This is a genomic window from Burkholderia orbicola (genome assembly GCF_900100915.1).
In the GTDB taxonomy this organism is placed as follows: domain Bacteria; phylum Pseudomonadota; class Gammaproteobacteria; order Burkholderiales; family Burkholderiaceae; genus Burkholderia; species Burkholderia orbicola.
On sequence record NZ_FNKW01000002.1, the window covers coordinates 1748910 to 1768782 of the forward strand.

The following is a 19873-nucleotide window of genomic DNA, read 5'->3' on the forward strand; positions in this document are numbered from 1 at the left end:
CATGCGCGACGCAGCGCCGCCCGACGGCATGCCCGATGCGCTCGTCGATGCGCATCACCATCTGTGGCGACTCGATGCGGGCGCGCACTACCCGTGGCTGCAGACGCACTACGACCCGGCACGCTTCATGTTCGGCGACTATGCGGCGCTGTGCCGCGACTTCGACGTCGACGCTTTCCGGCGCGCGGCGCAATGCGCGCCGCTCGTCGCCAGCGTGCACGTCGAAGCCGAACGCGCGCGTGACGAGGCACTCGCGGAAACGCGCTGGCTGCATGAAGTTGCCGCCGCGCACGCGCTACCGTCGGCGATCGTCGCGTGGGTCGACCTGCTGGCCGGCGATGCGGACGAACGGCTCGCCGAACAGGCCGCGTGGCCTCGCGTGCGCGGCGTGCGGTTCAAGCCGCGCACCGCGGCCGCGCCGGATGCGTTGATCGACGGGCCGGGCGCACTGCATGATCGACGCTGGCCGGCCGCGCTCGAACACCTCGCCGCGCACGGCCTGAATTGGGATCTGCGCGTGCCGTTCTGGCATCTCGGCGACGCGGCCGCGATGCTCGCCGACGCGCCCGCGGTCGACGTCGTGCTCGAACACGCGGGGCTGCCGTGGGACCGTTCCGAAGCCGGGCTCGCGCGCTGGCGCAGCGGCATGGCGGCGCTCGCCGCGTTGCCGCGCGTGAGCGTGAAAATCTCCGAACTCGGCCTGCGCGATGCGGTATGGAACGACGCGGACAACGCAAGGATCATCCGCGACACGATCGCGATCTTCGGCTCGCAGCGCTGCCTGTTCGCCAGCAATTTCCCGGTGGCCGGGCTGCGCGTGTCGTATCCCGCGCTGCTGCGCACGTTCGCCGGTGCGATCGCGCATCTCGATGGCCCTGCGCGCCGTGCGATCTGGCATGACAACGCACTGCGGGTGTACCGGATCGCGCTCGACGCGCCGCATCAACCGGCGCTCGGGTAACGCCGCCTTCCAGCCATTCCTCCCCGCCTGGCCGCACCACGCACACCCCGACCACCACATTTTGTGCATCGCACGACCCACCGTGAGCAAAAAGTATCGGCTCACGAACTCTTTTGATGTGGTGATCGCATCGCCCGCGTCACACCATTGTCCCTGCCGTCATCGGCGGCATTCGAACAAGCAGAATCAAGGAGACACGGGTGAACAAGATGCGAATCGTCGCAGCCGGCGTGCTGCTCGGCGCCTGTCTGCCGGGCGTCGCGGCCGCGCAAACCTGCAAGGTGCCGACCCTCCGCGTGCTCGCGCAGAAGAGCCTCGGCCTGTCGGTGATGGAGAAATCGCTGGCCGACTACGAGAAGAAGAACGGCACGAAGGTCGAGATCAGCTACTTCGGCGAGAACGACCGCCGCGCGAAATCGCGGCTCGACGCGTCGACCGGCGCCGGTTCCTACCAGATCTACTACGTCGACGAGGCGAACGTCGCCGAATTCGCGTCGGCCAACTGGATCGTGCCGCTCCTCAAGTACTACCCGAAGGACTACGACTACGACGACTTCCTGCCCGGTCGCCGCGCGGTCGCGAGCTACAACGGCGTCGCGTACTTCGCGCCGCTGATCGGCGGCGGCGACTTCCTGTTCTACCGCCGCGACCTGCTCGACGCCGCGCACATCCCGGTGCCGAAGACGCTCGACCAGCTCGTCGCCGCGATCAAGAAGCTCAACGCGCCGCCGAAGCTGTACGGCTGGGTCGCGCGCGGCCAGCGCGGCTCGGGGATGAACGTGTGGCGCTGGTCGCCGTTCATGCTCGGCATGGGCGGCGCGTGGACCGACAAGGGCGGCCAGCCCGCGTTCGACTCGGCGGCCGCGGTGAAGGCCACGCAGCTCTACAGCGACCTGTTCAAGTACGCGCCGCCGGGCTCGGCGACCTACGACTGGAGCAACGCGCTCGAAGCGTTCCGCTCGGGCAAGGTCGCGTTCATGATCGAATCGACACCGTTCGCGGACTGGATGGAAGACGCGAGCAAGTCGAGCGTGGCCGGCAAGGTCGGCTACACGCGGCCGCCCGCACCGCTGCCGTCGGCCGCGTACGGCCACGGCTTCGCGATCTCGGCGGTCGGCGCGAAGGACGACTGCACGCGGATGGCAGCCGGCCGCTTCATCGCGTGGGCGACCAGCAAGGACCAGGAGCAGGCACGGCTGCGCAACGGCGTGTTCAGCGACTACAACCGCTCGAGCACGATCGCCAGCCCGTACTTCAAGCAGCACGTCGCGCCGCAGATCCAGGCCGGGCTGAACGACACGAACCCCGTCACGCAGGTGACGATCTGGCGCACGCCGCAGTGGCCGGATATCGGCGACAACCTCGGTATCGCGCTCGAACAGGTGTTCACCGGCACGCAGACGGACATCCGCGGCACGCTCGACGAAGCGGACCAGTACGCGAAGGACGCGCTCGAACATGGCGCTCGCAAATGACGGCACGGGCGGACGCGCGCTCGGCGTCCGCCCGGCCCCTTCCGCAACGTCGGCCCCGCGCGGCCGCGCACGCCGCGATCGCACGAGCCTGCCGTGGGTGTTCCTCGCGCCGACGCTCGCGCTGCTCGCGGTCCTGAGCCTCGTCCCGACGATCGCCGCGATCAACCTCGCGCTGCGCAACCGCGTGCTGCGCTACCCGGACAGCGAATACGTCGGCCTGCGCAACTTCGTGCGACTCGCCTCGGACCGGCGCTTCCTCAACGCGATCGAAGTATCGGTGCTGTGGGAGGTCGTCACGGTCGCGGGCGCGGTACTGGTCGGGATCGCGCTCGCGGTGTTCCTGTTCGAGCGCGTGCACGGCCGCTGGCGCCGCTTCGCGTCGCTGGTGCTGATCATGCCGGTGCTGCTGCCGCGCGTGTCGGCCGCGTTCATCTGGAAGTTCATGTACGCGCCGCTCACCGGCATCCTGAGCTGGCTGCTCGGCGCGCTCGGCATCGAGCACACCGCGTTTCTCGCCGATCCGCATCTCGCGCTGTACGCGGTCGCGCTCGTCGACGTGTGGCAGTGGGGGCTGTTCTTCGCGGTCGTGATCCTGAAGCTGCTGGAAACGCTGCCGCCCGAGCCGCTCGAAGCCGCGCGGCTCGACTACGCGACGACGTGGCAGGTGCATGCGTACATCGCGCTGCCGATGCTGAAGGCGCCGCTCGTGAGCCTCGTGTTCATCAAGATGGTCGAGTCGCTGCGCTCGTTCGACCTGATCTATGTGATGACGAAGGGCGGCCCCGGCATCGCGACCGAGACGCTCGATCTCTACGCGTACCAGCAGGGCATCGGCCTCGCCGGCAAGGTGTCGTATGCGTCGGGCATGGCCGTGCTGATGATGGTCGCGACCACGCTCGTCTTCACGCTCATCTGGAAGAGGGTCAACAAATGGGACGACTGATGGCCCGCCGCGGTGCCGCCAACGTTTCGACCGTCGCGATCGCCGGCGCGATCCTGCTCGTCGCCGCGTTCCCGCTGTTCTGGGCCGTGCTCAATTCGCTCAAGCACCTGCTCGACATCGTCACGCCGACGCCGCGCTTCTTCTTCACGCCGACGCTCGCGAACTACGAACAGGTGCTGTCGAGCCCCGAAGTACTGATCGGGCTCGGCAACAGCATCGCGATCGTCGGCGCGGCGGTGCTGATCGGCGCCGTGCTCGGCGTGCCGGCCGCGTATGCGATCGCGCGCTACCCGATACGCGGCAAGCGCGACATCCAGTTCTTCCTGCTGTCGCTGCGCTTCCTGCCGCCCGTCGCGGTCGCGCTGCCGCTGATCACGATCTGGGTCGATCTCGGGCTGTACGACACGAAGCTGTCGATGATCGTCACGTATCTGCTCGTCACGCTGTCGACCATCACGTGGCTGTCGATCCCGGTGTTTCGCCGGCTGCCGCGCGAGATCGAGGAAGCCGCCGCGCTCGACGGCTACGGCCCGTACGCGGTGTTCTGGCATATCGCGCTGCCGGTGTGCGCGAGCACCCTGCTCGGCGGCATCGTGTTCAGCTTCGTGCTGGTGTGGAACGAACTGATGATCGCGCTCGCGCTCACGTCGTCGCGCAGCGCGACGCTGCCGGTGGTCGCGTCCGCGTTCACGTCGCTCGGCCAGGAAGTGCCGTGGGGCGTGATCAACGCGTCGACGGTGCTGCTCGCGCTGCCGCCGCTCGTCTTCGTCGGCATGCTGAGCCGGCTGCTCAATTCGATGGTCAAGGGAAAATAAGGAGAACACGTTGAAAGCGCTCGTACTCGAACGCACGCGCGAGCTCGCGCTGCGCGACATCGACCTGCCTCAAGCGGTCGGCCCCGGCGACGTCCGGATCAAGGTGCATACGGTCGGCGTCTGCGGCAGCGACGTGCATTACTACGTTCACGGCGGCATCGGCCCGTTCCGCGTCGACGCGCCGATGGTGCTCGGCCATGAAGCGTCCGGCACCGTCGTCGAGACCGGCGCCGACGTCACGCACCTGCGCGTCGGCGACCGCGTATGCATGGAGCCCGGCGTGCCGCGCCTCGATTCGCCCGCGACGCTGCGCGGCCTCTACAACCTCGATCCCGACGTGCGCTTCTGGGCGACGCCGCCGATCCACGGCTGCCTGACGCCGTTCGTCGTGCATCCGGCCGCGTTCACGTACCGGCTGCCCGACAACGTGTCGTTCGCCGAAGGCGCGATCGTCGAGCCGCTGTCGATCGGCCTGCAAGCCGCGAAGAAGGCGGCGATGAAGCCGGGCGACCTTGCCGTCGTGATCGGCGCCGGCACGATCGGCGCGATGACGGCGCTGGCCGCACTCGCCGGCGGCGCCGCGCGCGTGATCCTCGCCGACGTCGTGCCGGACAAGCTCGCGCTGTTCGCCGGCAACCCGGCCGTCACGACCGTCGACGTGCGTACGCGGCCGCTGGCCGACGCGGTGGCCGAGGCGTCCGGCGGCTGGGGCGCGGACGTCGTGTTCGAGGCGAGCGGCAGCGCGAACGCGTATGCGGGCCTCGTCGACCTGATGTGCCCGGGCGGCTGCGCGGTGCTGATCGGGATGCCGGTCGCGCCGGTGCCGCTCGACGTCGTCGCGCTGCAGGCGAAGGAAGGCCGCATCGAATCGGTGTTCCGCTACGCGAACATCTTTCCGCGCGCGCTCGCGCTGATCGCGTCCGGCGCGATCGACGTGAAGCCGTTCATCTCGCGCACGTTTCCGTTTTCCGAAGGCGTGCGCGCGTTCGAGGAAGCGGCGAGCGGGCATCCGCGCGACGTCAAGATTCAGATCGAAATGGATTGAGCCATGGCCCGAATCGTCTGCCACGCATTGTCGAAACACTACGACGGCGGCCCCGCCGTGCTGCATCCGCTCGACCTCGAGATCGCCGACGGCGAATTCATCGTGCTGCTCGGCCCGTCCGGCTGCGGCAAGTCGACGATGCTGCGGATGATCGCGGGCCTCGAGGCGATCACCGGCGGCGAGCTCGTGATCGGCGACGCGGTCGTCAACGACCTGCCGTCGCGCGAGCGCAATGTCGCGATGGTGTTCCAGAACTACGCGTTGTACCCGCACATGACGGTGTACGACAACATCGCGTTCGGCCTGCGGCGGCTGAAGGTGCCGGCCGACGAGATCGACCGCCGCGTGCGCGACGTCGCGCGCATCCTGAGCCTCGACGCGCTGCTCGACCGCCGCCCGCGCGCGATGTCGGGCGGCCAGCAGCAGCGCGCGGCGATCGCGCGGGCGATGATCAAGACGCCGGCCGTGTTCCTGTTCGACGAGCCGCTGTCGAACCTCGACGCGAAGCTGCGCACGCAGTTGCGCGCCGACATCAAGCGGCTGCACCGGCAACTGAAGACCACCACGCTGTACGTCACGCACGATCAGCTCGAAGCGATGACGCTCGCCGACCGCGTCGTGCTGATGCGCGGCGGCCACATCGAGCAGATCGGCACGCCCGCCGAGCTGTACGGCCAGCCGCACACGGTATTCGCGGCCGGGTTCGTCGGCACGCCCGCGATGAACTTCGCGGACGGGACGATCGAGCGCGTCGGCGCGAACGTGTGGGTCGACTGCAACGGCGCGCGCTGGCCGCTCGCGTCACCGCGCTTCGCGCAGTTGCACGACGGTCAACAGGTGAAGGCCGCGATCCGGCCGAACCACCTGCGGCTCGTCGCCGAAGGCGATCCGACCCCGGGTACGCTCGCGCTGACCGGCACGGTCGAGCTCGTCGAGCTGCTCGGCGCCGAGGCCCTCGTCACGCTGGACTGGCGCGGCCAGCCGTGCGCGGCCCTCGTGCCGGCCCCGATGGCCCCGGCGCCCGGCGCCGTGGTAGCGTTTCGCTTCGACGAAGAAGCCCTGCATCTGTTCGACGCCGGCACCGAGCGCAACGTCACGCTGCCGGATGCGAACCCGATCGCGCACGCGGTGCCGCCGACGGCCGCGACGCGCGCCACGCCGCCCGCCGCGACGGGCTGGTCGATGTCCCGTCCGTAGCACGCCGGCACGCCCCGACGGAGCACACGATGAACCCGGATCTCGAGATCGTTCCCACCCACCGCGACGAATCGTTTCGCGCGTGGGTCCACGACTATCCGCATTCGGTCGCGAAGTGGCACTTCCATCCGGAGTACGAGATTCACCTGATCCAGGCGTCGCGCGGCAAGGTGTTCGTCGGCGATCACATCGGCGATTTCGGCCCGGGCAACCTGATCGTCACCGGGCCGAACCTGCCGCACAACTGGGTCAGCGAGCTCGCCGACGGCGAACGCGTGCCGTCGCGCGACGTCGTGTTGCAGTTCTCGCGCGATGCGATCGAGAAGATGGTCGGCGCGTTCAGCGAGCTGCAGCCGGTGATCGACCTGATCGACGACGCGGCGCGCGGCGTGCAGTTTCCCGACCGCGTGGGCGTCGAGGTCGCGCCGCTGATGCTCGAACTCGCGAACGCGCACGGCTGCCGCCGCGTCGAGATCCTGATGTCGCTGTTCGACCGGCTGTCGTCGTGCCGCGAGCGGCGCGTGCTCGCGGGGCCCGGCTACCGCAGCGACGCGCAGCACTACATGTCGTCGACCATCAACCAGGTGCTGTCGTATCTCCAGCAGAACCTGCCCGGCATGCTGCGCGAAACCGACGTCGCCGCGTTCGCCGGCATGAGCGTCAGCACCTTCACGCGGTTTTTCCGGCGTCACACCGGCTCGTCGTTCGTGCGCTACCTGAACCGGCTGCGCATCAACGAGGCGTGCGAGTTGCTGATGTTTTCCGACCTGACGGTGACCGACATCTGCTACCGGGTTGGCTTCAACAACCTGTCGAACTTCAACCGTCAGTTTCTCGCGATGAAGCAGGTGCCGCCGTCGAAATTCCGCGCGCTGCACCGGCTCAACGAACCGCACGGCCGCGACGACGCACCGCCCCCGCGACGCGCGCCGCCGCCGCGCACCCCAGACAGGACGCTTCACACGTGACATTCCTCGGCATCGATCTCGGCACGTCCGAGGTCAAGGTTCTGCTCACCGATTCCCGATCGGTCCCCCTCGCCACCGGCGCGGCCACGCTGTCGATCAGCCGGCCGCATCCGCACTGGTCCGAACAAAGCCCGCAGGCGTGGTGGCACGCGATGCTCGACGCGATCGCGTCGGTGCGCGCCGCGCATCCGGCCGGCTTCGCCGCGCTGCGCGGCATCGCGCTGTCCGGCCAGATGCACGGCGCGACGCTGATCGACCGCGCGGATCAGGTGCTGCGCCCCGCGATCCTGTGGAACGACACGCGCGCCGGCACCGAATGCGTCGAGCTGGAAGCGCTGGTGCCGGAATCGCGCGCGATCACCGGCAACATGGCGATGCCCGGCTTCACCGCACCGAAGCTGCTGTGGCTCGCGAAATACGAGCCGGCCGTGTTTCGCGCGGTGCACAAGGTGCTGCTGCCGAAGGACTACCTGATCTGGCGCCTGTCCGGCGAATTCGTGTCCGACATGTCCGACGCGTCGGGCACGCTGTGGCTCGACTGCGCGCGCCGCGACTGGTCCGACCGGATGCTCGCCGCGACCGAGCTGTCGCGCGCGCAGATGCCGCGGCTCGTCGAAGGCAACGCGCCCGCCGCGCAGTTGCGCGACGCGTTGCGGCGCGAATGGGGCATCGACGGGCCCGTGACGATCGCCGGCGGCGCCGGCGACAACGCGGCATCCGCGATCGGCATGGGCGTCACGGGTGCCGGCAGCGGCTTCCTGTCGCTCGGCACGTCGGGCGTGCTGTTCGCCGGCAACGACCGCTTCGCGCCGAACCCGGACGCCGCCGTGCACGCGTTCTGTCACTGCGTCGAAGGGCGCTGGCACCAGATGAGCGTGATCCTGTCGGCCGCGGCGAGCCTCGACTGGCTCGCGCGTGCGCACGGCACGACGCCCGCTGTGCTGGCGGCGCGCGCCGAACACGCCGATCCGGCCCGCGCGCCGCTGTTCCTGCCGTATCTCGGCGGCGAGCGCACGCCGCACAACGACGCGCATGCGCGCGGCGTGTTCTTCGGGTTGTCGAACGAACACGGCGCCGACGATCTCGCGTATGCGGTGATGGAAGGCGTCGCGTTCGCGATGGCCGACGGCTACGACGCGCTGCGCGCGGCCGGCACGACGCTCGACGCGGTGTCGTTCATCGGCGGCGGCTCGAAGAGCGCGTTCTGGGCAGGGCTATGCGCGAATGCGACCGGCCTCTCGATGCAGCGCCATGCAGACGGCGCGGTCGGTGCGGCACTCGGCGCGGCGCGGCTCGCACGGCTGGCGGCGACGGACGATACGCTGGAAGAAGTCTGCGTCGCGCCGCCCGTCACGGAGACGGTCGCGCCCGATGCCGCGTCGGTCGATCTGCTGGCGGGGCGGCTCGCGCGCTACCGGCGGTTGTATCGCGCGCTGCGGGACGAGTTCGCGGCCGCCGATTGAACGGGAACGGCCGCGCGATCGCGCTTGACCCGGCCCTTGGGATCGCCTTTATGCCGACCGCAACGAATCGACAGCAAAGAGGTGACGGATGGGTACCGACACGCCCCGTTTGAACGCATCGGCCGCCGCCGCGCGGCTCGGCGTCTCGATCAAGGCGCTGCGGCTGTACGAGCGGCACGGCCTCGTCACGCCCGAACGCACGCCGGCCGGATACCGCGCGTACGGCCCGGTCGACCTCGCCCGCGCCGCCGACATCGCGGCGCTGCGCAAGCTCGGCCTCGGTCTCGCGCAGGTCGCGAGCGTGCTCGACGGCGATGCGCGCGGTCTCGATGCCGCGCTGGCCGCTCACGAAGCGGCGCTCGATCGCGGGATTCAGGATCTCGTCGCCAAGCTCGACAGCGTGCGCGCGATGCGCGCCGACCTGGCACGGGGGCGGATGCCGACGAACGGAGAACTCGCGCGGCTCGTCGACCCAGGCAGCGCCGGCGTCGCGTTCAGCCTGCCGTGGCCGTGGGGTGGCGAATGGTTCGAGTGTCGCGATATCCGGCCGTTGAACTACATCATCGGTTCGCTGGGGAGCGGCAAGACGCGGCTCGCGCTTCGGCTGGCCGATGCGTTGCCCGGCGCGGTGTTCGTCGGCCTCGATCGGCTGGACGACGATTGTGCCGCGGCATTCGATGCAGTGCGCGCCGATCCGGAATTGAAGTCGCGCGTCGATCGCGTGTCGGCGTTGCTCGCCGCCAAAGGCGCGACGCCGTCACCAGCGCTGACGGCACTCCTCGTCAGCCTCGAAGCGCGAGGCCCGCGCGTGCGGATCGTCGACATGATCGAACAGGGTCTCGACCGGGCCACGCAGTTGGCATTGATCGCGCATCTGCGCGAAGGCGCGGCCGCCGGCATGCGGCCGCTGTTCCTGCTGACGCGCTCGTCGGCCATCCTCGATCTCGCGGCGGTCGGCCCCGACGAAACCATCCTGCTGTGCCCGGCCAATCACAGCCCGCCTGCGCGCGTGGCGCCTTACCCCGGCGCGCCGGGGTATGAAGCCGTGGCCACGTGCCTGGCGGCGCCGGAGGTCCGGGAGCGGATTGCGCGGCGGCCGATGACGGCGTGAGCCACCGTCACGATCCCAGCCGCCCCATCCTGCGCGCCATCGCCGGGCTCACCGCATGCACGGGATCGAAGCCGAAGAACTCGAGCACGTGCCGCGCGACGTCATCGCGATCGTTGTCCGCGCAGATCATGTGATAGCTGTTCTCCAGCACGATCCCGCGCGCGTCGGGCAGCTTCTCCAGCAGGAAATCGGCCGAGCGCAGGCTCGTCAGTTCGTCCTCGCGCGCATGCAGCACGAGCGTCGGGCACGGCGTGCCGGGCGCGGCATCGCGTACCCAGTCGCGCATCCGGTCCACCTGCCGCACGCACGCGAGCGGCACCCACGCATAGTGGAAACTGTCCTGCCGCTCGAACTTCTTCTTCACGATCGCGCGGATCGTCGCGTTCTTGATGCCGAACGGATCGCCTTCTTCCACGCGCATTCGCTCGGCCACACCCGGCACGCGATACAGCACGTGCCGCAGCGACCGGTACCACGGCGTCGACCAACCATCGATGAATACCGGCGCGGCCAGCAGCGCGAGCCGGCCGCGCGCATGCTGCACACGATGACACAGCAGCAGCGCGACGAGCGCGCCCATGCACATCCCCGCGACGTGCAGCGTGTCGTACTCGCGTTCCAGCGCGCGGTACTGCTCGGTCACCGCGTCGAGCCACGCCTCCGCGCGCACGCCGACCAGATCCTCCGGGCGCGTGCCGTGCCCCGGCAGCGTGATCATGTGCGCGTCGGCGCCCGCGCGCCGCATCGCCTTGTGCAGCGAACCGAGATCGTATTGCGTGCCGCCGAGCCCGTGGATCAGCAGCACGGCCGTGCGGCCCGTCATGACGCGTGCCCGCTCATTCGTCCGCCGGCCACACGCGTTCGAGCTGCCACACGCCCGCCACCACCGTCACGTCGACGTTCGAATCGAGCAACGGCGCGCCGTGGTCGGTGATCGTCCGCGTGCCGCCGTCGCGCAGCACGATGCGCAGCGACAGCGACGCGCGGTCCTCGCCCGCGATCTCCGCATTCCAGTAGTCGCGCAACGCGTCGCGGTCGCCCGGCTGCACGCGTTCGAGCACGAGCGGCACGCTCGCGATCTGCGCGGCGTCGACGCCGACGCCGAACACGCGCTCGACGTCGCCGCTCCATTCGATCCGGCCCGACTCGGGATCGAGCACGTACGCGATCTGGCCAGCGCTCGCGAGCGCGAGCTCCATGTTGTTCTGCAGCACCGCCGCATGCTCGTGCACGCGCTCGCGCGTCGTCTTCAGCGTGCTGACCGTCAGCACCAGCAGCGACGCGACCGCCAGATAGAGCTGCGCTTCGAGCAGCGCACTGCCGTAATGCTCGTGGAGCGACGCGAACGGGCCGTCGCCCTGCGCGGTCTGCTCGATCACGATCAGCGCGAGCACCAGCACCGACGACGAGCCCGCACGGCCGCCGAGCAGCAGCGTCACCGCGACCGTCAGGAACAGCGGCACATACGTGAGCGCGAAGCCGGCGCCCGTGCCGAATTTCCGCGACGTATCGCCGTCGAAGATCACGAGCGCGACGACCGCGAGCAACGCGAACGCGACGATGCCGAGCACCAGGTCGAAGCGCTCGTGGTCGCCCGAGCGGTGCGCGCGAAAGCGCGACCACGACGCGAGCACCGGCGTGACCAGCAGCACGCCGACGAAATCGGACGCGGCCCACACCGACCACACGTCGAAGAACGGCGCACCCTTGAGCGTCGTGTACCACGCCGCGCCGCCGATCGCGCCGACGACGCCCGCGATCAAGCCGGCAAGGATCACGGAGCGCAGGAAATACAGCCCTTCGAGCGAGAAGCGCACGCGCTGCACGAGCCAGACCGCGAGTGCGGCCGCGCCGACCTCGTCGACCGTGAACAGCACCGCGTTGACGAGGCTGCCGTGCTCGATCGCGGACAGCGCGAGCTGCCCGGCCAGGAATGCGCCGGCCAGCGTCAGCCATTCGCGCATCGGTCGCAGCATGAATGCGCCGACCGTCACACCGGCCGGCAGCCAGATGTAGCCCGTCAGCCGGACGGGGCCGTTGAATTCGTGCGAGATGTAGCCGGTCGCGAGATACAGCGCCGCCCAGAGCAGCGCGGCGACGAGCCCCGGCCGCGATCGTTTGGTGTCCATCGAGAATCCCTGTGTATTGCGCCGTGCGTGCGAGCGATGTGCGCATGATAGGCGGGCGGGTGGAACGACGGAATACCGGAAGGCGGCAGCACGTTCGGGGCACCGGCGCGCCCCCGCAAGCTGGCGAGTGTGACCGGGAAAGTATCGGAAAAGTTCGTTGCTCGCCGGGCGCTATCGGGACATGTCTGCAAGCCGTCTTGTCCTGATGGCCAAAATCGGCCGCGGCCGGTCATTCGGCCCTACGATGAAAGGCATCCGAAAGCGTTCGTTTCGGGTATCGTCCAGCTCTCTTGCCAGCACTCGACATGACCGCACACGATGAAAACAGTACCGGCCCGGCCGATATCGGCCCCTTCGACGCGATGAGCCGATTTCGCATCACGTACGACGGGCCCACGCTCGATTCGTCCGAGATGGACGTACGCGAACTCGCGCCCGCGCTGCTGGCCTTCGGCGATTTGCTCGATGCGTCGACGCGCGCACTGTGCGGTGCTCAGGTCCGGCCGCAGGTCAACGTGCGCGGCAGCTTCAAGACGGGCAGCTTCAGCATCGACTTCACGCTCGCGACCTCGCTGCTCGGCCGCATGCGCGACATGCTGAGCGGCAACGAAGGCACGGCGCTCGCCAATGCGGTGACGATCCTGACCGCGCTCGGCATCGCCGCGCCCAGGGCGAGGAAGGGGCTTTTCGCCGTCCTCAAATGGCTGCGTGGGCGCGAGATCACGCACGTGCGGATGCAGAACAACACCGCGGTGCTGGACGTCGACGGCGACGAACTGGAAATCGACCTGCCCGTTCTCACGCTGCTGAGTGACGTCCGCGTTCGCCAAGCCATCGCGCAAGTGCTTGCGCCGCTCGCTCGCGAAGGCATCGAGATTTTCGCTGCCGGCACCGATACCGAGGTATACGAGACGGTCGCCCACAACGAGATCGCATGGTTTCACGCGCCGGAGCCAACCGATGCGCTCCTGCTCGACGAGCATCGCAAGATGGCGTTCTCGATCGTGTCGCTCGCGTTCAAGGACGACAACAAGTGGCGCCTGTACGACGGCACGTCGACGATTCACGCGACGATCACCGATGCCGGCTTCCTGTCGCGCGTGAACAACAGCCAGATCAGTTTCAGCAAGGGAGACGTGCTCTTGTGCAATGTCCGTATGCAGCAGTGGCAAACTTCGGACGGGGCAAAAACCGAATACGAGGTCACGGATGTCCTCGAACATCGCCCGGCCGGCCTGCAAATTCGGTTGCCGGGCATGTGATCCGCACCGAAGCGTCGCGCCCGACGCAACCTCTCATCACTGATGAAACCCGCGATCCATCTGCGTGCTGCCTCCCAGGAAGATCTCCCGTTCCTGCTGACGCTCCGTCGACTCACGATGACCGAGCATCTGCAGCGCGTCGGCGCGCCGACCGACGATGACGCGCACGACCGCCGCATCCGCGCGAACTTCGACGACGCGATGATCGTCTGTGAAGGCGCCGATGCCATCGGCCTGCTGAAGGTGACGCGCGCAGCCAGCGAATGGCACATCCATCAGATCCAGATTCTCCCCGCGCGCCAGGGCCAGGGAATCGGCGAAGCCGTGCTGCACGCATTGCTGACCGACGCGGCACACGCGCGCGTGCCGGTATCGCTCAGCGTGCTGCACGGCAACCCGGCGCGGCGGCTCTACGAACGGCTCGGCTTTCGCGTCGCGTCGGAAACCGACACGAGCGCGAGCATGGTCTGGCACGCGTGACGCGCGTCATGTCGACGCCATCGCATGGCCCTTACTGCGTGATCTTCGCGTCCTTCAGCAAATTGCCGATCATCTGTGCGCTGGCCTTCTCGGCCGCGATCGCCTGTAACTGCTGCTGAAGCGTCGGCTTCGCGGTTTCGAAACCCGGCACCTGCGTCGGCCGCTTCGCATCCAGCTTCACGATCGCCCGCACGCCATCGACCGGAATCGAATCCTTCGTCGTCGCGCCGACCGTCAGCTTCTCGAGCGCCTGTGCAACGGGCAGCGGCAACCCGGCCGTCTTGCCTTCCGCTGCCGGCGTATTGAAGCTCACCCACGGCAGCTCGCCGCCGGTATCGCGGCTCGGCGCCAGGCTGTACTGGCGTGCCAGCCCGTCGAACGACTTGCCCGCCTTCAGCTCGCTCAGCACGGTCGCCGCCGCGACCGGGTCCTTGACGACGATCACGCGCGGCTTGTATTCGTTCTTGCCGAGCGCGGCGACCAGTTCGTCGTAGCGCGCCTTGACCTGCTCGTCGGTCACCGGCTCCGGCTTCACGTGGTCGCGCAGGTACAGTTGCACCTCGGCCGTCACCTTCGCCTGCTGCATCGCCGCCTTGACCTCGGGCTTGTCCGCGTAGTTCGCCTTCTCGGCCGCCTGCTGAACCAGCACGCGCGTGATCAGCTGGTTCTTGATCGCCTGGCGGATCTGCGGCGAATCGGGCTGCCCGGACGCGCGCAGCAGCGTATCGACGTCGGCCTGAGTGATCGGCGTGCCGTTGACGGTCGCGACCGTCTCCGCGTGGACAGGGCCGCTCAGTGCGCCGGCCAGCGCGACGATCGTCAACAGGCGATTCGGGATCGTTTTCTTCTTCATCGTTGGGTCGCTTCAAGCATAAGAAACGCGGCAGGGACCGCCGCGCTCGTTCATCGTGCACGCCCGCACAACGTCCGCGGGAGCCGCTGCCATTGTGCACGGAACCGCATTTCCACGTCGGGAGGTTCGGGAAGCGGGTCCGGCACGGCGCGGCGCGCAGAGTGCCCGCGGTTCATTGCATGCGCATTGCGCAACAATCCCGCGAAAATGCTCACCATTGCTTCACGACTTCGCGAGTACGGCCGCTGCCCGAAGCGGCCGCACGTTCGGCACCTTCAGCCCGTCAGGGCGTCCACCGGTACACGGTGATGCTGTTCCCCTTCACGTTGTTCTTCATCACCACGTACTCGCCGTTCGACCGGCGGTACGCGCGGATGCTGTACATCGCGTCGATCGCGCTGCTGGTGTCGACCGTCGCGGGGCTCGCATTGACCAGCGTCGTGTCGAGATCGCCGGTAGTGAGGTTGAACGCGTCGACGTTCGGCCACAGCGGCCCGCTGCTGCTGAACCAGTAGCCGACGAACAGATGGTTGCCCGCCGCGTCGATCGATTTCGCGCCGCTGTGCGGCAGCGTGATCACCGGGTCCGGCTTCGTCGTGTTGCCCGCGCGCCAGCCGTGATACACCTCGATGCGCGTGCCGATCGACGTCCAGTCGTTGCTGCCGACCGCGCCCTGCGCGAGCACCATCGTGTCGCTGTCCGCGAGATAGACGATGCGCGTCAGCGGCACGATGCTGGCCGGAATGCGGGTCGCGACACCCGGCCCCCACGCCGGCTTGCCGTTCGCATCGAAGCCGGTCAGCGGGTAATGCGTGATCGCGCCGGTCTTGTCGAGCCCGGCCCATACGCCGCCCTGGCTGTCGAGGCTGAAGCCACCCGTCACGCGCTGCGTCGTGTTGAAGGCGGGGCCGGGAATCGAGCCGTCCGGAATCGCGATGTAACCGTTCGCCGCGTTGAAGTGATAGAAGTAGAAGACCGGCGGGTTCTGGCCGGCCGCGACGAGAATCCGGTTCGCGCCGACCGACGTGAGCAGCCCGAAGTGTTCGTCGCGCTGCGTATCGTTCATGTTGATGCGCGGGTCCGACGGATACGTGAACGGATCGACGGTGTTCGCGACGAACTTGCCACCCGCGCTGCCGCTGTAGATATGCGTGGCGCCGTAGAACAGCGCGCCGTCCGTGACCGGGTCCGGCGCGGCGATGCCCTCGAAGTTCAGCGACTGCAGCGTCCAGCGCAGGTTGCCGTTGCTGCCGTACGCATGAACGTCGGTCGCGCCGTTGCGGCCGAGATCCCAGCTGCCGCCCCACGGGTTGTTGAGCACGTAGAGGTTGCCGCCGGTGTCCTTGCCGATCCCGACGATGCGCGTGAAGCGTTGCGGGCCGACCTGCCCCTTGATGCCCGTCGTCGTGTCGAGATAACCGCCGCGCACGCCGAACGTGCCGGCCAGTGCCGGCCGGCCCGAGATCGAATAGCGCTTGATGTTCTGGTCGGGCCCTTCGTCGCCCACCAGCAGTTGTCCGGCCGTCGCATCGACATACAGCGCCGACGGATGCGAGCCGGCCGGCATCCGGATCGTATCGAGCAGCGCGCCGGCCGGGTTGAAGCCGACGATCGAGCCGGCGCTTTTCTGCGCGACCCACACGTTGCCCGCGCCGTCCACCGCGAGCGCACCCGGCGCCGACACGGCGATATCCCGTTGCCACACGCCATCGGTCGTGAACACGCGTACGCGATTGCCGTAGAAGTCGCTCGCATAGAGCAGCGAGCCGGCCGTCGCGAGCCCGGTGACGACGTCGATGCGCGGCTGGTTGGTCGCCGCGCTGATCTGGATCACGAGGTCGCGATATTTCGTCGCGCGGTTGTAGCGCCCCACCGCGCCGCTGCCGTACGTCTTGCCGGGCTGCAGCGCGACGAACAGCGACGTCGCGTTGCCCGTGATCGCGCTGCCCTGGAATTCCGAATGCGCGCCGATCGAGCCGATGCTCTTGCCGTTCTGGTAGATCGCGACGCCGCCTTCATCCTCGTCCCACATCGACGCCGTGTAGATCACGCCTTCGGGCGCAACCCACATCGCGCGTGCGACATTGCCGACGTGCGCGGCGAGCGTGCCGTACGTGTTCGCGATCCAGTCGGTGGTGTTGGCTGCGTGAGCAGCGGGCGCAAATGCGGCGATCGCCGCGGCAACGAGCGCGGCGTGGATGCGTTTTCTGGCGACCATGACGGATGCTCTCCTGAACAGGGTAGTCATTCACATGAGGGATCGGCCGGCCAGATGGCTTGAAGCCCGCGAGATGTAAATTCTTCCCCGAATCATCCGGCGCAGTCGGTATGACATACGGCATGCATTCGATAATGCGCAGGGCGAGAATAGCGTTATATAAATCGAAAAAAATTGCGAATCGCCCGCGCTTTTGGCGAGCGCCTGCAGGAATATCGCCGCCGATTCGACGTCGATCAATTGAAACGGCGAATGCCATTTCGGAAACATCGGGAAAAGCCACTGCCCCAAAACACATCGCCGGCCTGAATCCGTATCGAATCCGGGCCGGCGAATGTCATTTGCCGCGCGTCGGGCAACGCGACGTTGCACTGCCGCATTTGCCACGCATCATGCCGACGTTTCCCGCACCTTCACCTCGGCTACGCGCGCACCGTCCGAATCATCGTCGTCGCGCGGCGCGTCGAGCTGCCCTTCCCACTTCGCGACCACGGCCGCGGCGATCGAGTTGCCGACGGCATTGGTGGCCGAGCGCCCCATGTCGAGGAACATGTCGACGCCCATGATCAGCAGCAAGCCGGCTTCGGGCAGATTGAACTGGTTGAGCGTCGCCGCGATCACGACCAGCGACGCGCGCGGCACGCCGGCCATTCCCTTCGACGTCACCATCAGCATCAGCAGCATCGTGATCTGCGTGCCGAGCGGCAGATGGATGCCGTACACCTGCGCGATGAACAGCACCGCGAACGTGCAGTACATCATCGAGCCGTCAAGGTTGAACGAATAGCCGATCGGCAGCACGAAGCTCGAGATCTTGCGGTTCACGCCGAAGCGGTCGAGCGCGTCCAGCAGCTTCGGATACGCGGCCTCGGAGCTGGCCGTCGCGAACGACAGCAGGAACGGCTCGCGGATCAGCCGGATCAGCGTGAACGCGCGCTTGCCGAGGAACGTCACGCCGGCCAACGTCAGCACGGCCCACAGCAGCGCCAGCGCCAGATAGAAGCTCGCCATGAACTTCGCGAACGTGAGCAGGATGCCGAGGCCTTCGGTCGTGATCGTCGACGCGAGCGCCGCGAACACCGCGACCGGCGCAAACCACATCACCGCCCCCGTGACCTTCAGCATCACCTGCGCGAGATCGTCGATCACGCCGGTCAGGCGCTTGCCCGATTCGCCGAGCGCGGACAGCGCGGTGCCGAAGAAGATTGAGAACACGACGATCTGCAGGATTTCGTTGTTCGCCATCGCCTCGGCGATCGACTTCGGCACCAGGTGCACCACGAAATCCTTCAGCGTGAACGCGCCCGTCTTCAGATTGAGCGCCGCATCGGACGGCGGCAGCGGCAGGCTCAGGTGGCTGCCCGGCTGCAGGAGCGTCGCGGTCAGCAGACCGAGCAGCAGCGACGTGAACGACGCGATGAAAAACCAGCCGAACGCCTTGACGCCCACGCGGCCCACCGCGCCGCCGTCACCCATCTGCGCGATGCCGACGGTCAGCGTCGCGAACACCAGCGGCGCGATGATCATCTTGATCAAGCGCAGGAATACATCGGACAGCAACGACACGTAGCCGGCGACTTCCTTCGCCATCTTCGGGTCGGGAAACGCGCTATGACAGGCGTAACCCACGGCGATACCAAGCATCATCGCGACAACGATGTACTTGGTAATGTTGTGCTTCTTCTTCATTAGTGATCCAAATTACAAGGCGTATGTTGCTGACGGCGGGTCGATCATTCGCGTCCGGCTGCGAATCGAAACCTGTGTCTCCATGCGGGTACCTGTCCGCGTCGGACGGTCGCCAGGGCGGACAAGGGGGGGCATTCTAACGCAAATGGTGCACCGGCTTTCAAATGTGAAAGCCCCGCGAGTTGATTTGCGTCCTGATGTCGTCGGGAAACGGCCGGTGTCGCGGTCCGGCCGGCTTCCGGTGCGGCCGGATGTCGGGGAATGTCAGCGGATCAGGTAGGACGCAGCTTGCCCGGAAAGGCACGGCGGGAGGGCGAATGCGTCAACGCGGCGCGCCGGCCATGTCGGGCGTCAGGCAACCAGTACGTACGTGCGGAAGAAATCGCCGAGCGCGGCGGCCGTCCGTTCCATGTCGACGGACGTGCCGAGGCTGCGGTCGAGCCACAGGCCGTTGAACATCGCGAAGACGATGTTCGTCGTGCCTGCCGGATCCAGCGATGGCCTGACCCAGCCTTCGGCCTGGCCGCTTGCCAGCAAGCCCGCGAGATCCGCGCGCATCTTCCGGTCGAGCCCGACGATATCGGGGCGGCGCTCGACATCGCGCGCGAGTTCGAGCCAGCTGTCGACACCCAGGCCGTCATCGCCCTGCGCCAGCATCCCGGTCAGTTCGTCAGCCGTGATGTTGGCCAGCCAACGCAGCCCGTCCTTGCTGAGGATGCGATCGAATTCCTGCGTATAACGCTCGACCTCGACCGAGATGATCGCGTCGATCATCTCGCGCTTGTCGGCGAAATACCGGAACACCGCGCCCGCGCTCATGTCGGCCGCCGCACAGATATCTTCCGTACGCGCGCCGTGGAACCCCTTGGCCTTGAAGACCCGGGCGGCCGCGGTGAGGATCTGCGCGCGGCGTTGCTGGTGAAGGTTTTCGTTTCGTGTGCGCGCCATGCTTCCCGAAATAACCGGATTAAATCGTCGCATTATAGGGAAGGTACCTGTCGGGATCAAATCCGGCGCCGCCGTTTCAGGTCGCGGCTCCGCGAGAGATCGCCACGCCCGGGGCGACACGATTCAGCGATCGCGACACATTCTCACAAAGATGCGCAGACCTCGACACTACGTCACGTAAACGATCTGTAATATTTGGAAATGATTCGCGTTGCCGCCGTGCGCCGACGTCAACGCGCAATCCCGGGCCGGAAACGCGGCACCGCGTTCGCGCCATGGTTTCCATCAGGTCGGGTCCGTCATTTCATCAGTATTC

17 protein-coding genes are annotated in these 19873 nt (G+C 67.7%); 11 read left to right on the forward strand and 6 right to left on the reverse strand.

All coding sequences use genetic code 11. The annotated features are described in order from the left end of the window. Position 1 precedes the first annotated feature (1 nt). The 9 genes from BLS50_RS24700 (at position 2) to BLS50_RS24740 (ending at position 9978) form a co-directional block, all read left to right on the forward strand. The gene (locus BLS50_RS24700; protein WP_074804751.1) at positions 2 to 961 is read left to right on the forward strand and encodes an amidohydrolase family protein; all 960 of its coding nucleotides are present in this window, start codon (positions 2 to 4) and stop codon (positions 959 to 961) included. 209 nt (positions 962 to 1170) lie between these two features. Further along, the gene (locus BLS50_RS24705) at positions 1171 to 2436 is read left to right on the forward strand and encodes an ABC transporter substrate-binding protein (protein WP_412668073.1); all 1266 of its coding nucleotides are present in this window, start codon (positions 1171 to 1173) and stop codon (positions 2434 to 2436) included. Continuing rightward, positions 2420 to 3379 carry a carbohydrate ABC transporter permease gene (locus tag BLS50_RS24710; RefSeq protein WP_256334141.1) on the forward strand — a complete coding sequence of 320 codons (960 nt, stop codon included), beginning with the start codon at positions 2420 to 2422 and terminating at the stop codon, positions 3377 to 3379. Before BLS50_RS24705 ends, BLS50_RS24710 begins: the two co-directional genes overlap by 17 nt. Continuing rightward, positions 3367 to 4194 carry a carbohydrate ABC transporter permease gene (locus tag BLS50_RS24715; RefSeq protein ID WP_074804757.1) on the forward strand — a complete coding sequence of 276 codons (828 nt, stop codon included), beginning with the start codon at positions 3367 to 3369 and terminating at the stop codon, positions 4192 to 4194. Before BLS50_RS24710 ends, BLS50_RS24715 begins: the two co-directional genes overlap by 13 nt. 10 nt (positions 4195 to 4204) lie before the next feature. Next, positions 4205 to 5239, forward strand: a complete 1035-nt coding sequence (locus BLS50_RS24720) for an NAD(P)-dependent alcohol dehydrogenase (RefSeq protein ID WP_006494552.1) — start codon at positions 4205 to 4207, stop codon at positions 5237 to 5239. Between the two features lie 3 nt (positions 5240 to 5242). Beyond that, on the forward strand, positions 5243 to 6436 hold the full coding sequence (locus tag BLS50_RS24725) for an ABC transporter ATP-binding protein (RefSeq protein WP_074804760.1): 1194 nt from the start codon (positions 5243 to 5245) through the stop codon (positions 6434 to 6436). Positions 6437 to 6465: 29 nt separating this feature from the next. After that, a complete protein-coding gene (locus BLS50_RS24730; protein ID WP_074804763.1) occupies positions 6466 to 7404 on the forward strand; it encodes an AraC family transcriptional regulator in 939 nt (312 codons plus the stop codon). Beyond that, the gene (xylB, locus tag BLS50_RS24735) at positions 7401 to 8867 is read left to right on the forward strand and encodes a xylulokinase (protein WP_074804766.1); all 1467 of its coding nucleotides are present in this window, start codon (positions 7401 to 7403) and stop codon (positions 8865 to 8867) included. The genes BLS50_RS24730 and xylB overlap by 4 nt, the downstream gene beginning before the upstream one ends. 88 nt (positions 8868 to 8955) lie before the next feature. Beyond that, positions 8956 to 9978 carry a MerR family transcriptional regulator gene (locus tag BLS50_RS24740; protein WP_074804769.1) on the forward strand — a complete coding sequence of 341 codons (1023 nt, stop codon included), beginning with the start codon at positions 8956 to 8958 and terminating at the stop codon, positions 9976 to 9978. A gap of 7 nt (positions 9979 to 9985) precedes the next feature. Here the strand turns inward: BLS50_RS24740 and BLS50_RS24745 are convergent, their stop codons facing one another. Together BLS50_RS24745 and BLS50_RS24750 are read right to left on the reverse strand one after the other, a co-directional pair. Beyond that, the gene (locus BLS50_RS24745; RefSeq protein ID WP_074804773.1) at positions 9986 to 10801 is read right to left on the reverse strand and encodes an alpha/beta hydrolase; all 816 of its coding nucleotides are present in this window, start codon (positions 10799 to 10801) and stop codon (positions 9986 to 9988) included. A 13-nt stretch (positions 10802 to 10814) separates the two neighbouring features. Beyond that, positions 10815 to 12107, reverse strand: a complete 1293-nt coding sequence (locus BLS50_RS24750; protein WP_074804775.1) for an MASE1 domain-containing protein — start codon at positions 12105 to 12107, stop codon at positions 10815 to 10817. A 305-nt stretch (positions 12108 to 12412) separates the two neighbouring features. Between BLS50_RS24750 and BLS50_RS24755 the strand changes: the two genes are divergently transcribed. Beyond that, on the forward strand, positions 12413 to 13369 hold the full coding sequence (locus BLS50_RS24755; protein ID WP_080486922.1) for a hypothetical protein: 957 nt from the start codon (positions 12413 to 12415) through the stop codon (positions 13367 to 13369). Positions 13370 to 13411: 42 nt separating this feature from the next. Further along, positions 13412 to 13849 carry a GNAT family N-acetyltransferase gene (locus BLS50_RS24760; protein WP_074804779.1) on the forward strand — a complete coding sequence of 146 codons (438 nt, stop codon included), beginning with the start codon at positions 13412 to 13414 and terminating at the stop codon, positions 13847 to 13849. A gap of 31 nt (positions 13850 to 13880) precedes the next feature. Here the strand turns inward: BLS50_RS24760 and BLS50_RS24765 are convergent, their stop codons facing one another. The 4 genes from BLS50_RS24765 to BLS50_RS24780 form a co-directional block, all read right to left on the reverse strand. Further along, positions 13881 to 14702, reverse strand: a complete 822-nt coding sequence (locus BLS50_RS24765; protein WP_074804782.1) for a peptidylprolyl isomerase — start codon at positions 14700 to 14702, stop codon at positions 13881 to 13883. Between the two features lie 283 nt (positions 14703 to 14985). Further along, entirely contained in the window at positions 14986 to 16920 is a 1935-nt protein-coding gene (locus BLS50_RS24770) for an SMP-30/gluconolactonase/LRE family protein (RefSeq protein ID WP_074804786.1), read from the reverse strand. 390 nt (positions 16921 to 17310) lie between these two features. After that, positions 17311 to 18609, reverse strand: coding sequence for a dicarboxylate/amino acid:cation symporter (locus BLS50_RS24775; protein ID WP_027813922.1), 1299 nt, complete (start codon positions 18607 to 18609; stop codon positions 17311 to 17313). A gap of 351 nt (positions 18610 to 18960) precedes the next feature. Then, positions 18961 to 19617, reverse strand: a complete 657-nt coding sequence (locus BLS50_RS24780; protein WP_256334142.1) for a TetR/AcrR family transcriptional regulator — start codon at positions 19615 to 19617, stop codon at positions 18961 to 18963. Positions 19618 to 19873: the final 256 nt, after the last annotated feature.